Source organism: Cupriavidus sp. 05N38 (assembly GCF_056397345.1).
Map to the genome: position 1 here is coordinate 1 of NZ_JBFTNF010000109.1, position 14,316 is coordinate 14,316.

Sequence of the window (14,316 nt, forward strand, 5' to 3'; positions counted from 1 at the left end):
GCCCATCACGGCGCCGGCCGCCAGGCTCGCGCCCAGGCCCGCCACGCCGCCCTCGTTCTGCGCGGCCAGCGGGATCGAGCTGGCCACCTGGTACTGCGTGTACCTGGCCATATCGCCCATCATGCCCATCGAGATGCGGGTGTCGATGGCCTTCTGCAGCTCTTCCGGCAGCGACACATTGGTCACCGCGAAGTTGTCCAGCGCCACGCCGTAGCGCTCGAACTCGGGCGCCAGCCGCTCGCGGATGGTCTGCGACATCAGCGCCTGGTTGGCGGCCATGTCGAGGAAGGGCACCGAGGCGCCGCCGAGCGTGGACGTCATGGTGGCGATCAGCAGGTTGCGCAGCTGCTCCTCCACCTCGTCGCGCGTATATTCGGCGCGCGTGCCGCTGATCTCTGCATAGAACTTCGCGACATCGGCGATCTTGTACGAATACAGGCCGAAGGCGCGCAGCCGCACCATGCCGAAATCGGCGTCGCGGATGGTGACCGGCTGCGCCGTGCCCCACTTGCGGCCGATCTGCAGGCGCGTGCTGAAGAAATACACATCGGACTTGAAGGGCGACTCGAACAGCTTGTCCCAGTTCTTCAGGTAGGTCAGCACCGGCAGCGTCTGCGTGGTGAGCTTGTACATGCCAGGCCCGAACACGTCGGCGATCTTGCCTTCGTTGACGAACACCGCCATCTGCGATTCGCGCACGGTCAGGCTGCCGCCGTACTGGATCTCCATGTCCTCCATCGGATGGCGCCAGGCCAGCACGCCGTCGCTGTCCTCGGTCCATTGGATGATGTCGATGAACTGCTTCTTGATGAACGATCCGATGCTCATGGCGATCCCCAGGTTTCTCGGCAATATGCGGGCAGGTTCAGGAAGGGCGTTGGTCCGCGCGCGTCACGACAGGCACGCCGCATTGATGGCGCCGACCACCACCGAAATGGCGCCCATCAGGCCGCCCATGCCGACGTTGTTCGACTCGATGGCCGCATCCATGTCGGGCAGTGCGCGCGCCAGGCCCGCATAGGCCAGCGCCTGCACCAGCATGGCTCCCACCGCCCACACCAGGAACATCACGAAGGTGTCGTTGTGCTGGATGCTGGACGACAGCGTGAAGCAAAAACCGAACATCGCGCCGGACAGCGAAAGCGCCGCCGCGAGGTTGCCCTGGCGGATCAGCGCGAACTCGCGGAACGGCGTGATCCTGGTGTAGACTCCGACGAACACGGCCAACAGGGCAAGGCCGGCCAGCAGGTGCAGCACGTACGCGTAGATGCCTTGCATCATCGATGTTCTCCGGCGGATTCCGCGGCGCCGCGACCAAACGGCAGCGCTGTAGCGCGTGGCGCTCAAGTATATCGTTGTCCATTTCCGCTCATCGCAACAATTTGCAATCCGCCGGGCGCCGGCACGCGCCCACGCCTGCGCCTGCGCCGCTCCCCTTCCACCCGCCCTGCTCGCCCGCCGACCGCTCCTGAATCGTCCCTGAACCGATGCGCGACCGTACCCTTGTTCTTTCGGTGTTGATCGTGGCGTCCTGCGGGCTCGGCTACGAGCTGATCGCCGGCGCCCTGTCCAGCTACCTGCTGGGCGACTCCATCCTCCAGTTCTCTTCCATCATCGGCTGCTACCTGTTCGCCATGGGCGTGGGCTCGTGGCTGTCGCGCTACGTGAAGGACGAGGATGTGCTGGCGCGCTTCATCGATATCGRGATCCTGATCGGGCTGATCGGCGGGGTCTCGGCGGCGCTGCTGTTCGTGGTGTTCGCCTGGCTGTCGGCGCCGTTCCGCACCGCGCTCTATGCGCTGGTGTTCGTGCTGGGCGTGCTGGTGGGCATGGAGATCCCGCTGGTGATGCGCGTGCTCAACGCGCGCCGCACCGCCTTCAGCGAGCTGGTCAGCCGCGTGCTCACCTTCGACTACCTCGGCGCGCTGGCGGTGTCGCTGGTGTTCCCGCTGGTGCTGGCGCCGCGCCTGGGCCTGTCGCGCACGGGCTTCCTGTTCGGCATGCTCAATGCCGGCGTGGCGCTGGTCACCATCCATATCTTCCGCGACGAACTCAAGGCGGCGGTGCCGCGCATGCTGCGCGCCTCGCTGGTGCTGGTGCTGCTGGCGGGCGGCTTCGCCGGCTCGGGGCGCCTCACGCACTGGGCAGAGCGCGGCATGTTCGGCGACGAGATCATCCACAGCGAAAGCACGCCCTACCAGCGCCTGGTGATCACGCGCTGGAAGGACGACCTGCGCCTTTACATCAACGGCAACCTGCAGTTCTCCTCGCGCGACGAGCACCGCTACCACGAGGCGCTGGTGCATCCGCTGCTGCAGTCGTTGCCGTGGGCGCGGCGCGTGCTGGTGATCGGCGGCGGCGACGGCCTGGCGGTGCGCGAGATCCTCAAGCACCGCAATATCGAACACATCACGCTGGTGGACCTGGACCCCGCCATGACCACGCTGTTCTCGCGCAGCGCGCCGCTGGTGGCGCTCAACCAGGGCTCGCTCAAGGACGCGCGCGTGCAGGTGGTCAACGCCGATGCCGCGCAGTGGCTGGAGCAGCACGACGACATGTTCGACGCCATCGTCGTCGACCTGCCCGACCCGTCCAACTTCGGCCTCGGCAAGCTGTACTCGGTGCCGATGTACAAGCTGCTCTCGCACCATTTGGCCGAGAAGGGCTATGCGGTGGTGCAGTCCACCTCGCCGTACTTCGCGCCGCGCTCGTTCTGGGACATCGACGCCACGCTGCGCGAGGCCGGGCTGCACACCTGGCCGTACCACGCCTATGTGCCGTCCTTCGGCGAATGGGGCTTCATCCTGGCCGGCAAGCGCGCCGACTACACGCCGCCGGCCAGCTACGACGTGCCGCTCAGGTTCCTCGATGCCGACAGCACCGCGCTGATGTTCTGCTTCCCCGCCGACATGGCGCCGCGCGAGGCGCGCCCGAACCGGCTCAACGAGCAGACGCTGGTGCACGATTTCGAGCAGGACTGGCGCAATGTCATCCGCTAGCGGCACCCTCAGCGTGATCCTGGCGACGTCGCGCGGCCTTGCCGTGCCGCTTGTCCTGCCTGCGGTCGCGCGCCGGGCCAGGACAGCTTCGCTTCATCGTCGCTGCGCTGCCGGACCAACCCGTGCGGGCGCTCACAGGGAGAGAGCATGGACCGCCGCCGCTTCCTGATCGCTGCCGCGGGCGCCGCCGGCACCGGCCTGCTGGCCGGCTGCGACCAGCTCGGCGACGAGGCGCGCCGCTTCCTGGCCGGGGTCGGCCTGCGCGAGCCGGCGCCCATGGTGCTGCGCCCGGGCATGGCCGAGGGCCATGCGCTGCGGGACGCCGCGAGCTGGACGGCGCCGCAGGAAGAGATCGTGACCGATGTCGCCATTCTCGGCGGCGGCGTGGCCGGGCTCAGCGCGGCCTGGCAACTGGCGCGCGCGGGCATGCGCGACTTCGTGCTGGTGGAGGGCCCGGAGTTCGGTGGCAACGCGGCGGGGGGCAGCTTCGGCGAGCTGGCGTTTCCGCGCGGCGCGCATTACCTGCCCCTGCCCTCGCTGGAATCCGTCCACATCCGCGAGATGCTGGCCGACACCGGCGTGATCGCGCGCGATCCGTTCGCGCCGCGCCCGGAGTTCGACGAGCGCGCGCTGGTGCATGCCCCGGACGAACGCCTGTTCTTCGATGGCAAGTGGCACGACGGCCTGCTGCCCAGCGAGGCCGTGGCGCCGGCAGAGGCGGCGCAGCACGCGCGCTTCCTGGCGCGCATGGAGCGGCTCAAGGACGCGCGCGGCAGCGACGGCCGCAAGGCCTTCGCGATTCCGCTGGCGCTCGCCTCGCAGGACCCGGCCTGGACCGCGCTGGACCGGCAGAGCATGCGCCAGTGGATGAGCGCCGAGGGCTTTACCTCGCCGACGCTGCATGGCTATGTGGACTACTGCTGCCGCGACGACTACGGCGCCGGCCATGACGTGATCTCGGCCTGGGCGGGCGTGTACTACTTCGCCAGCCGCGCCGGCCATGCCGCCAACGCCGCCGACGGCGCCGTGCTGACCTGGCCCGACGGCCTGCACACGCTGGTGACGCGGCTGTCGGCGCGCATCGATGCGCACCGCGCCGGCGCCGGGGCCGGGCCCTGGCGCCGGCCTGGCATGGCCGTGCAGGTACGCGAGCAAGGCCGCGAGGTGGAGGTGCTGTGCGCGCGGTGGCCCGGCGGCGGAGCGGCCGGCGCGCCGCGGCTGTATCGCATCCGCGCGCGCCGCGTGATCTGCGCCATGCCGCTGCACGTGGCCACCCATGTGGCGCAACTTGGCGCGTTCGGCTTCGACCCCGCCCGGCACCTTCCGCCCAGCGCGCCGTGGCTGGTCTCGAGCTTCCGCCTGCGCGGCTTCCCGCCCGAGCAGCCGGGCGTGCCGCTGGCCTGGGACAACGTGGTCCACGGCGGGCGCGGGCTGGGCTATGTGGTCAGCACGCACCAGCTGATCCGCCAGGCCATGCCGGCGGCCACCGTCTTCACTGCCTACTGTCCGCTGGACCCGGCCGCATCAACGGGTACGGCTCCCCGCGCGCCTGCGGATGTGCGCGGCTGGCTCGCCGGGGCCAGCCCCGCCGAGCTGATGGACTATGCCACCGCCGACCTGCACGCCGTCTACGGCCGCGCCTTCTGGCGCCACGCGGATGCGGTGGAGATCACCGTGCGCGGCCATGCCATGGCCTCGCCGCGCACCGGCYTCCTCTCCAATGCCGGCAGCGCGGCGCTGCGCGCGGCCGACGGCCGCATCCTGTTCGCGCACGCCGACCTGTCCGGCCTGTCGGTATTCGAGGAAGCTGCCTGGTGGGGCACGCGTGCCGCGCAGAAGATCCTCGGCTGAACCGCTGGCCGGTCCAGCGATCCAAGTGCGGCTTGCGCCACCGGGGATGGCAGCACCGCTGCGAATGCCGCATCCTGTAGAATTCCTGGCACGGTTTCGTGTCGAACACTGCGATTCACGATTCGATTCCACGATTCCGAACCAGACGTATTTTCCGTGCGCCCCATTCGCTTGCTGTTGCTGCTCCTGATGCTTGCCGTCATGCCCTTCCAGAGCTGGGCAGGCGCTAGCGTGTGCGCAAGCGGCAACACCGGATTGCCTGCCGACCGGACGCAGCATGCGTGCGCCGTGGCGGCCGGCGGTGCGGATCAGGACCGCGGGTCGCCCGCGGTCTTTGCCGCAACGGCCTTTGACCAGGCCGACCACGACGGCAGCGACGCCAAGGATCCGTCCCAGGGCGGCGCCGACCTCGCCGAATCCCTGCTGCCCGCCGCGCCGTTGCGCGTGGCCGCCGGCCTGGCGCGCAGCGGCGCGCCGCTGCACCGCCCGGGCCTGCTGCCCGACCCCGACCTCCCCCTCCAGCAGCGCCCGCCAAGCGCCTGAGCCCCGGCGCGCCGTCCTGGCGCGCGCCTCGTTTCCCGCACCTCGCCGTCAGCACCGGCGCGCCATCCGAGGCGTGCCGCGTGTGCGTCATCCGCGCATTGCCGCGCTGTCCGCGCCCGTGCGAGGTGCCAGTGCCCGTTTTGCCGTTTTTCCCTTTGATTCGACCGACTTTCCTCACAGACCAAAAATGAAACGCGTCCTGCTCTTCCTGGCGACCAACCTCGCCGTCATGCTTGTCCTCAGCTTCACCGCCAGCCTGCTCGGGGTGAGCCGATTCCTCACCGGCAACGGGCTCAACCTGGGCATGCTGCTGGCGTTCGCCGCCCTGATGGGTTTCGGCGGCTCGTTCATCTCGCTGCTGATGTCCAAGATGATCGCCAAGTGGTCCACCGGCGCCCAGGTCATCACACAGCCCGGCAACAGTACCGAAGTCTGGCTGGTGCAGACCGTGCAGAGGCTGGCCCAGCGCGCCGGCCTGCCGATGCCCGAGGTCGCCATCTACGAAGGCGAACCCAACGCCTTCGCCACCGGCGCGACCAAGAACAGCTCGCTGGTGGCCGTGTCCACCGGCCTGCTGCAGACCATGTCGCACGACGAAGTGGAGGCCGTGCTGGCGCACGAAGTGGCCCACATCGCCAACGGCGACATGGTCACGCTCACGCTGATCCAGGGCGTGGTGAACACCTTCGTGATCTTCCTGGCGCGCGTGGTCGGCTATTTCGTGGATTCGATGCTGCGCAAGAACGACGAGGAATCGAGCGGCCCCGGCATCGGCTACATGATCACCGTGGTGGTGTGCGAGATCGTGTTCGGCGTGCTGGCCAGCATCATCGTCGCCACCTTCTCGCGCCATCGCGAATACCGCGCCGACGCCGGCGCGGCGAAGCTGATGGGCTCGCCGACGCCGATGGTGGCGGCGCTGCGCCGCCTCGGCGGCCTGGAGCCCGAAGGCCTGCCGCAGAACATGCAGGCCATGGGCATCGCCGGCGGCAAGTCGTGGCTGTCGCTGTTCTCCAGCCACCCGCCGATCGAGCAGCGCATCGCCGCGCTGCAGTCCCGCGGCTGAACGCGCGCCTGGCGACGCGCCGGCCGCTCTAGGCTGGCGCAGCCGCCAGGCTCGTTGCGGGGCACGCCCGGAACGCCGCCCGGTAGCGCTCGGGCGTGGTCTGCATATGCCGCTGGAAGGCCTGCCGCATCACGTCGGCATTGGCGAAGCCGGTGGCATGCGCGATGCCTTCCAGGCGCCGGCCGTCTTCCTCTAGCAGGCGCCGCACCGCCTCCACCCGCAAACGCTCCACGTAGCGCGCCGGCGTCTCCCCGACCTGGCGCGCGAACACGCGGGCAAAATTGCGCGGGCTCATCGCCACGCGCTCGGCCAGCACCGGCACCGACAGGTCGCGCGCCAGGTGCTGCGCCATCCATCCCTGCAACTCGCGCAGTTCCGGGTTCTGCGCGCTCTGCGCCTGCAGCATGGTGGAGAACTGCGCCTGGTTGCCCGGGCGCTGCAGGAACAGCACCAGCTCGCGCGCCACCGCCAGCGAGGCGGCGTGGCCGAGATCGTCCTGCACCAGCGCCAGCGCCAGGTCCATGCCGGCGGTGACGCCGGCCGAGGTATAGAGGTCGCCGGCGCGGATCCAGATCGGGTCGGGATCGACCTCCACCTGCGGGTGCTGCGCGGCCAGCCGCGCGGCGTGGCGCCAGTGCGTGGTGGCGCGGCGCGCGTCGAGCAGCCCGGTATTCGCCAGCATGAAGGCGCCGGTGCAGACGGCACCGAGGCGGCGCACATGCGGCGCCTGCGCGCGGATCCAGTCGATCAGGCGCGCGTCGGTGGCCGCCGTGCGGTGGCCGGAGCCGCCGGCGATCAGCAAGGTATCGATGGGTCCCGGCAGCGTCTGCGCGATGCGGTGGTAGGGCGCGTCGGCCAGCAGCCGGATGCCGCTTTCGGTACGCACCACGCCGTCGTCGCTCACGCTGGCGATGCGGATGTCGTAGGCGGGCCCGCGCCTGCCTTCGAGCCGGTTGGCGTGGCCGAACACCGCGCTCGGCCCGGTCACGTCGAGTTCCTGCGCCGGATCCGGCGCGACGATCACCACGCTGCGTGGCGGATCGTCCGGCAAGGCAAGGCTGGCTGGCATGGCAGTCGCTCCGCGGCGGGAGCCTGGGGCAGTGGGTGGCCTGCCGATCATACCGGCGCGCGCGTTCATCCCGCCAGCACCGCCCGGCGCGCGACGCCGCGCTGCCAGCCCAGCGTGATCGCCAGCGCCACGGCCAGCGCCGGCAACACGGCCAGGTTCACTGCCTGCCAGCCGTAGCGGTACAGCACCTGCCCGGCAGCCAGCGTCGCGAGCGCGGTCAGCACGGCGGCGGAGAACTCGGCCAGCGCCTGGGTACGCGCGCGCTCCGCGGGGCGATAGGTCTCGGCCAGCAAGGTGGTGCCGCCGACGAACATGAAGTTCCAGCCCACGCCGAGGCACAGCAGGGCCACGTAGAACGCGGGCAGCGCCGTGGACGCCAGCGCCACCAGCGAACCCGTCGCAGCGAGCGCGATGCCGCACATCAGCATCGGCCCGCGGCCGAAGCGCTGCAGCAGCCAGCCGGAGAAGAACGACGGCGCATACATGCCGACCAGGTGCCACTCGATGATCTGCGCGCCTTGCGTGATGGTGTGGCTGCACGCCACCGCGGCGATGGGGGTGGCCGTCATCACGAACATCATGACCGCGTTGCCAATGCCGTTGTTGGCGAAGGCCGCCAGGAACAGCGGCTGGCGCGCGATCTCCGCGAGCGGGCGCGCGGGCAGCGCGGCCTCCGCGCGTTGCGCCTGCACCACAACGTGGGCCGGCGCGTCGCGATAAGCGAGCGCCAGCAGGAGCACGGTGGCGAGCCCGAACACGGCCACCACCGCGTAGGCGCCGGCGAATGGCTGCGCTGCCATCAGGTCGCTGCTCCACGCGGCGATGGCCGGGCCGCAGACCGCCGCCACCACGCCGCCGGTCAGTACGGTGGAGATCACGCGCGGCTTGTCCGCAGGCGCGGCGGCGTCGGCGGCGGCGAGCCGGTAGAAGCGCGCGAACGCCTGGAACACGCCGACCAGCGCGGTGCCAACGCAGAACGCGACGAAGTCATGGTGCGAGATGGCCCATACCGACACCAGGCCGCCGGCGCAGCAGGCCAGCCCGCCCAGGCAGAACGCCACGCGGCGGCCCAGGCGCTCGATCAGGAAGGCCGCCGCGATGGCGGTGACGGCGGAGGCCACGGTGATCAGCGCGAACGGCAAGGTGGCCAACGCCTTGTCCGGCGCGAGCGTGTAGCCGACCAGGCCGGTAAGCGTGAGGTCGACCGAGAGGGCCGAGGTAAACAGGGCCTGGCAGACCGCCAGGAGCCGGGCTTGCGATAGCGCGGAAGGTGTCATCGGGCGCTCCGGTGAAGGGCGTTGGGGATGACACCGAGCGTAGGGAAAGCGCCGCCACGCCGGCTGACAATGATCCGCAGATTTCTGCCATGCGGCGCGGGCGGATTCCCGGGCGGGCCAGCCGGTCAGTTGAAGACGTCCTGCCTGTAGCGCCCCTGCGCCACCATGCCGGCCAGCCAGTCCGACGCCGCCGCCTCTGCCATGCCGCCCTGCTGCGCCGCGATCTCGATCAGCGTGCGCCGCACCGCCGGCGCCATCTGCCGTCCGTCGCCGCACACGTAGAGCGCCGCGCCTTCCTGCAGCATCGTCCACACGGCGGCGCGGTCGCGCCATAGCAGATGCTGGACGAAGCGCTGGTCCGGCGCGCTGCCGGTCGAGTACGCCGCATGCGCCTGCACCACGCCCGCGTCCTGCCAGCGCGCGATGTCGTCGCGGTACAGCCAGTCGTGTTGCGGATGGCGGCAGCCGTAGTAGAACTGGCTGACGCCAACCTGCGTGCCCGCGGCCTTCTGCGCGGCGCGTTCTTCCAGGAAGCCGCGGAACGGCGCGATGCCGGTGCCCGGGCCGACCAGGATCATCGGCCTGGCGGGGTCGGCATCGGGCGCGAACGGCGGGTTCGGCGTGCGGATATGGGCAGCCACCACCGCGCCGGGCCCGAGGCCCTGCAGCCAGGTGGAAGCCACCCCGCGAAAGACGCCGCGCCCCGACAGCGCGGGCGACCAGACCGTGCCGACCGTGATGGTGGCCACATCGGGCGACACCGCGGGCGACGAGGCGATGGAATAGAAGCGCGGCCGCATCGCCACGGTGCAGGCCAGCAAGCCCGGCAAGGTCAGCTCGATGGCCGGATGGCGCACCAGCACATCCACCAGCCCAAGGCGCTGCGCGCTCGCCCTGGCCGCATAGCCTTCCGCAGGGTCGTCCGAAGCGAGGCGCTCGAGCGCGGCGCGCGTGAACGGGCAGCGCGTGTATTGCAGCAGCGTGCGCAAGGTCTGGCGCGACACCACGTCCTGCAGTTCGATGAAATGCGTGAGCAGCTCGCGCACCGGCAGCGCCTCTTCCAGCGGCAAGCCGCGCGCGGCGGCAGCATGCGCGGCGGACAGCGTCACCATCGCATCGGGATCGAGGTCGAGCCGCGCGCACAGGTCTTGCACCAGCGCCGGCTGGTTCTGCGGATAGACCGCGAGGTGGTCGCCGGTGGCATAGCGTGCGCCGGGCGGCAGCTGCAGGCGGATATCGCGCGTGGACGTGCGCGGTGCTTCCTGCGCGAAATCCCACAGGCCGGCGGGATCGTTGACCAGTTCGGTATTGGCGAGCACGGTAAAGGCCTGCGTGGACGGCGGCAGCGTGCCGGCGCGAATGGCCGCGATATCGCGCAGCCGCACTTCGACGCCGCCCGCCGCGGCCGCATCCGTCACGTCCGCTCCCTGCGCCAGGCGCAAGGCCTGCAGCGATTGCCACAGCGCCGCGAGCCACAGTTCGGCGGCGTGATCGAAGTCGCCGTTGCCGTCGGCTTCGCCGCGCGGCAGCAGCGGCATGGCGCCGGCCGCGCCGAAGAAATCGTCGAGGCGCTTGGGGAAGGCCTCGTACGTGGACCACTGCGAGTTCCCGCAGCCGAGCAAGGCAAAGCGCAGGCCCGGCGCGCGATAGTCCGCGCCGGAACCCGGCAGCGAGTCCGCCCGCCGCCGGTCGAGCATGGCCTCGAAGCGCCGCGCCGAATCGGGCGCGCGCCCGTTGTAGGTGGCCGCCACGATCACCGCCAGTCCTTCGGTGGGCAGCGCGTCCACCGCGTCGTCGAGGTCGCGCAGCGTGGCGGCGAAGCCGGCCTGCAGCGCGCCGGCGTGGATCTGCTCGGCCAGTTCGCGCGCGGTGCCCAGGCTGGAGCCGCACAGCACCGCCAGCGGCAGGCCGTCGCCCTGCACCGCCGGGCGCCCGGCCTGCACGCCGGCCACGCTCGCGGCGGCGGCCACGATGCGCTCGTGCGGACGGCGGCGGCGCGCGCGCAGCGTGAAGGCGTCCGGCTTGAGCGTGAGCGTTTCCTTGATGCGGAACTGGTAGTCGTGCGGATCGCTGAACTGGAAGTTGCGCAGCATCAGCGCGAGCGCCAGCTTGGCCTCGGTCAGCGCGAACTGGCGCCCGATGCAGGCACGCTCGCCGTTGCCGAACGGCTTGTAGGCATGCGGATGGATGCGCGCCTCGTTCTCCGGCAGGAAGCGGTCGATATCGAAGCGATCGGGATCCTCCCATACCTTGGGGTCGCGATGCAGGCCGGTAAGCACCACCGACACGCGCCGGTTCTTCTGGATCAGGTAGCGTCCGCCCAGCACGGTGTCCTCGAACGGCGCCACCGAGAAGCCCGGCGCGGTGGGCCACAGCCGCAGCGTTTCCTTGAGCACGCGGTCGATCACCTGCAGGCGGGCCAGGTCGGCATAGACCGGCGGCGCGTCGCCGGGCAGCACGGCGTCCACTTCGGCATAGGCCTGCGCCAGCACGCCCGGGTTGCGCAGCAGCTCGTACAGTGCGAAGGTGAGCATGCCGCTGGTGGTCTCGTGCCCGGCGATCAGGAAGGTGATGACCTGGTTGCGGATATTCACGTCGTCCAGGCGTTCGCCGGTCTCGGGATCGCGCGCGTCGAGCATCAGGTTGAGCAGGTCGGGCGCGGGCGCCTGGCCCTGCGCGGCCGCCGCGCGGCGCTGCCTGACCACGTCGTCCACCAGCTCGCGCATGAAGCCGACATCGGCGGCGAACTTGCGGTGCGCCGCATGCATGAACTTGTCCTTGATGGCGAAGCGCGTGAGCTTGCCCATGGCCTCTTCGAGCGCGCCCACCATGGCGTCGATGAAGGGATGCAGCTTTTCGCTGGCGAAGGAATCGAAGTCGTAGCCGAAGCCCGACAGCGCGATGGTGTCCAGCGTGAGGCGGGTCATGTCGTCGGCCACGGCGATGTCGGCGCCGGGGCCTTGCCGGTCCCATTTGCCGACCAGGCGCTCGGCCACGCGCAGCATCACGTCGAAGTAGCCCTTCATGGCGCGCTGGCTGAAGGCCGGCATCAGGATGCGGTGCGCACGGCCCCAGTTCTCCTCGTCGTGGTCGGCGGTAAACAGGCCGTCGCCACCCACCTCGCGCAGGTAGGACAGCGGCGGGCCGATCAGCTTGCGGTAGCGCTGGCCGTCGGACAGCTCCGCCACCAGCTCTGCATCGGAGATGAAGGCCACGCGCCGCCCGGCGAAGTTCAGCTCGAAGATGCCGTCGAACTCGCGGCTGCGCGCTAGCAGGTGCTGCGCGACCATGCCGGGCGTGACCTGCAGGAGATTGCCGACCACCGGCCAGCCGGGCGCCTGCGGGATGGGCTCGAGCGCGCGCGTCACCGGCGCGGCAGCCGCGGCGGAACCGGTAGCGGCGGAGACGGAAGCCGGGTTGGAGACTGGCTGCATGTTCAGGTCACCGTTCGAAGTCGGCGCGCAAGGCGCCGGGGTTGTGCCGGGCGGCCCGCGGGCCGCGCGTGTCTCGTGTGTCTTCGTTCTTGGACGTAGACAAGCGTCTACTTTTGCAGCAAAGTAGACGAATGTATGCCGAGTGTCAATTCCAAACGGTTTTTCGCAACGGCCTCGTGCAACAGGATCACGCAACAGGATCGCGCAACAGGATCGCGCAACAGGCCGTGCCCGGCCCGCTCCGGATATGCTTGCGCTATCCCAGCCTCAATTTTTCAGACCGATACCATGGATGACGTTGCCGCCGGCAAACGCAAACTGATCGACGCCGCGCTGCGCCTTGCCGCCGCGCGGCGCAGCTTCGCCGGCCTCGGCCTGCGCGAGCTTGCGCGCGAAGCGGGCCTCAATCCCAACACCTTCTACCGCCATTTCGCCGATATGGAAGAACTGGCACTGACGGCCGTGGCCGAGGTCAGCAACGAGCTGCGCCCGATGCTGCGCGCGGTGCGCTGGGCCGCGGCGCGCGACAATCCCGGCGAGGTCGCCACGCGTTGCTGCGAGGCCTTCTTCGCCTACGCCGAGGCGCACCCCGACGCCTTTATCGTCGGCGTGTGCGGCAGCACCGGGCCGCAGCCGGCGCTGCGCCACGCGGTGCGCCAGCTGCTGGCCGACATCGCCGCCGAAACGGCGGAAGACATCGAGCGGCTGGCACTCTGCCCGGGGCTGCCGCGCACGGCCATCGACGACCTGATCGCCTACGTGGTGTCCTACCTGTTCCATCTGTCGACCGACTATCTCGAAGACAACGCGCAGGGGCGCCGCAAGCGCATCGAACAATCGCAGCAGCTGATCTGCTGGCTGCTGCATGGCGCCGCGGAGCAGCAGCGCGGGCCCGCGCATGTCCAGGCCGCCGCGCCCACTGCGGGCCGCAAGCGCAAGCCGCAGCAGGGGCGGCCGCACTGAGCGGGGCGCCAGGACAAGGCCGGGTAACGACAAGCAGTGGTGACCAGCGAGCGAGGAGCCGATGAGCCTGCAGAACCTGTTGCTGTCCTATGGATTGAGAAAGCGCCTGAAGCGCGGGCCACCGCCCGCGCAGATCGACGTGGCCGCCGCGCGGCGGGCGATGTCGCAGTTCGGGCACAATGCGCGCGTGCCTGCGGGCTGGCGCATCGAGCGCTCCGGGGACGCCGGCTTGCCTGGGGAATGGACGCGCCGCGAAGGCGCCGGTGCGCATGCTGATCTGCAGGCTGGCTCGCAGGCCGATGTGCCGACGCTGTTCTACCTGCATGGCGGCGGCTACTACTTCTGCACGCCGCAGACGCATCGCCCGCTGACGCTCGCACTGGCGCGCAAGACCGGCATGCAGGCGTTCTCGCTGGACTACCGGCTGGCGCCGGAGCATCCGTTCCCCGCCGCGCTGGACGATGCGCTCGCTGCCTATGCGGCGCTGCTGGCGCGCGGCATCGCGCCGGGGCAGATCGTCATCGCCGGCGATTCGGCCGGCGGCGGGCTGGCGCTGGCGACGCTGCTCGCGCTACAGGCGCGCGGCCTGCCACTGCCCGCCGGGGCGCTGCTGTTCTCGCCGTGGACCGACCTCGCCGCCACCGGCGAAACACTGCGCAGCAACGACCGCCACGACGTGATGTTCCATGGCGAATCGATCGCACGCGCCGCCCGTCTCTATCTCGGCAAGACCGCCGCCACCGAGCCGCTGGCATCGCCGCTGTACGCGGATGCCGCCGCGCTGGCCACGCTGCCGCCGCTCTATGTGCAGGCCAGCGACAAGGAAGTGCTGCTCGACGATTCGCGCCGGCTGGTCGAGCGCTGCCTGGCCGCCGGCGGCCAGGCGGAGTTGCACATCTGGCGCGGCTTGCCGCACGTCTGGCAGCTCTATCACCCCTTCCTGCCCGAGGCGCGCCGCGCGCTGGGCGATGCGGCGGCCTTCGCCAGCCGCGTCACCCGGAACTGAGCGCGCCGGCGCGCTCACGCCAGCCGCGCATAGCCGGCGGCTGCCGCGGCGCGCGCCATGCGCGCCACCGGCGCGTAGTGCGCCAGCGCCGTGCGGGCGATGCCGCGC

At 70.5% G+C, this 14,316-nt stretch carries 11 protein-coding genes; 6 read left to right on the forward strand and 5 right to left on the reverse strand.

Annotated features, from left to right (window positions below; genetic code table 11):
- Both AC1DK4_RS38745 and AC1DK4_RS38750 read right to left on the reverse strand, forming a co-directional pair.
- The coding region (locus AC1DK4_RS38745; RefSeq protein ID WP_477132188.1) for an SPFH domain-containing protein at positions 1-828 on the reverse strand (828 nt) is incomplete at its 3' end.
- 63 nt (positions 829-891) lie between these two features.
- Positions 892-1,278 (reverse strand): DUF350 domain-containing protein, encoded by a 387-nt coding sequence (locus tag AC1DK4_RS38750; protein ID WP_441613054.1) that lies wholly within the window; start codon positions 1,276-1,278, stop codon positions 892-894.
- A gap of 209 nt (positions 1,279-1,487) precedes the next feature.
- Between AC1DK4_RS38750 and AC1DK4_RS38755 the strand changes: the two genes are divergently transcribed.
- The 4 genes from AC1DK4_RS38755 (at position 1,488) to htpX (ending at position 6,459) form a co-directional block, all read left to right on the forward strand.
- Positions 1,488-2,999, forward strand: coding sequence for a polyamine aminopropyltransferase (locus AC1DK4_RS38755; RefSeq protein WP_477132189.1), 1,512 nt, complete (start codon positions 1,488-1,490; stop codon positions 2,997-2,999).
- 147 nt (positions 3,000-3,146) lie between these two features.
- Positions 3,147-4,850: an FAD-dependent oxidoreductase gene (locus AC1DK4_RS38760; protein ID WP_477132190.1), complete on the forward strand. Its 1,704-nt coding sequence runs from the start codon at positions 3,147-3,149 to the stop codon at positions 4,848-4,850.
- Between the two features lie 156 nt (positions 4,851-5,006).
- Entirely contained in the window at positions 5,007-5,393 is a 387-nt protein-coding gene (locus tag AC1DK4_RS38765) for a hypothetical protein (RefSeq protein ID WP_477115906.1), read from the forward strand.
- Between the two features lie 187 nt (positions 5,394-5,580).
- Positions 5,581-6,459 (forward strand): protease HtpX, encoded by an 879-nt coding sequence (htpX, locus tag AC1DK4_RS38770; protein ID WP_441612932.1) that lies wholly within the window; start codon positions 5,581-5,583, stop codon positions 6,457-6,459.
- Positions 6,460-6,487: 28 nt separating this feature from the next.
- On the opposite strand, the gene AC1DK4_RS38775 is transcribed toward htpX, so the two are convergent.
- The 3 genes from AC1DK4_RS38775 to AC1DK4_RS38785 form a co-directional block, all read right to left on the reverse strand.
- Positions 6,488-7,528: a GlxA family transcriptional regulator gene (locus AC1DK4_RS38775; RefSeq protein ID WP_441612931.1), complete on the reverse strand. Its 1,041-nt coding sequence runs from the start codon at positions 7,526-7,528 to the stop codon at positions 6,488-6,490.
- Between the two features lie 65 nt (positions 7,529-7,593).
- The gene (locus AC1DK4_RS38780) at positions 7,594-8,805 is read right to left on the reverse strand and encodes an MFS transporter (RefSeq protein WP_441612930.1); all 1,212 of its coding nucleotides are present in this window, start codon (positions 8,803-8,805) and stop codon (positions 7,594-7,596) included.
- A 125-nt stretch (positions 8,806-8,930) separates the two neighbouring features.
- Positions 8,931-12,239: a bifunctional cytochrome P450/NADPH--P450 reductase gene (locus tag AC1DK4_RS38785; RefSeq protein ID WP_441612929.1), complete on the reverse strand. Its 3,309-nt coding sequence runs from the start codon at positions 12,237-12,239 to the stop codon at positions 8,931-8,933.
- A gap of 288 nt (positions 12,240-12,527) precedes the next feature.
- Between AC1DK4_RS38785 and AC1DK4_RS38790 the strand changes: the two genes are divergently transcribed.
- On the forward strand, positions 12,528-13,202 hold the full coding sequence (locus AC1DK4_RS38790) for a TetR family transcriptional regulator (protein ID WP_441612928.1): 675 nt from the start codon (positions 12,528-12,530) through the stop codon (positions 13,200-13,202).
- 61 nt (positions 13,203-13,263) lie between these two features.
- Positions 13,264-14,208 carry an alpha/beta hydrolase fold domain-containing protein gene (locus tag AC1DK4_RS38795; RefSeq protein ID WP_441612927.1) on the forward strand — a complete coding sequence of 315 codons (945 nt, stop codon included), beginning with the start codon at positions 13,264-13,266 and terminating at the stop codon, positions 14,206-14,208.
- Positions 14,209-14,316: the final 108 nt, after the last annotated feature.

Bases quoted from the DNA above. Each gene is read 5' to 3' on its own strand.
- AC1DK4_RS38785 (WP_441612929.1), bottom strand. From the start codon at position 12,239: ATGCAGCCAGTCTCCAACCCGGCTTCCGTCTCCGCCGCTACCGGTTCC.
- AC1DK4_RS38790 (WP_441612928.1), top strand. From the start codon at position 12,528: ATGGATGACGTTGCCGCCGGCAAACGCAAACTGATCGACGCCGCGCTG.
- AC1DK4_RS38780 (WP_441612930.1), bottom strand. From the start codon at position 8,805: ATGACACCTTCCGCGCTATCGCAAGCCCGGCTCCTGGCGGTCTGCCAG.
- AC1DK4_RS38795 (WP_441612927.1), top strand. From the start codon at position 13,264: ATGAGCCTGCAGAACCTGTTGCTGTCCTATGGATTGAGAAAGCGCCTG.
- AC1DK4_RS38750 (WP_441613054.1), bottom strand. From the start codon at position 1,278: ATGCAAGGCATCTACGCGTACGTGCTGCACCTGCTGGCCGGCCTTGCC.
- htpX (WP_441612932.1), top strand. From the start codon at position 5,581: ATGAAACGCGTCCTGCTCTTCCTGGCGACCAACCTCGCCGTCATGCTT.
- AC1DK4_RS38775 (WP_441612931.1), bottom strand. From the start codon at position 7,528: ATGCCAGCCAGCCTTGCCTTGCCGGACGATCCGCCACGCAGCGTGGTG.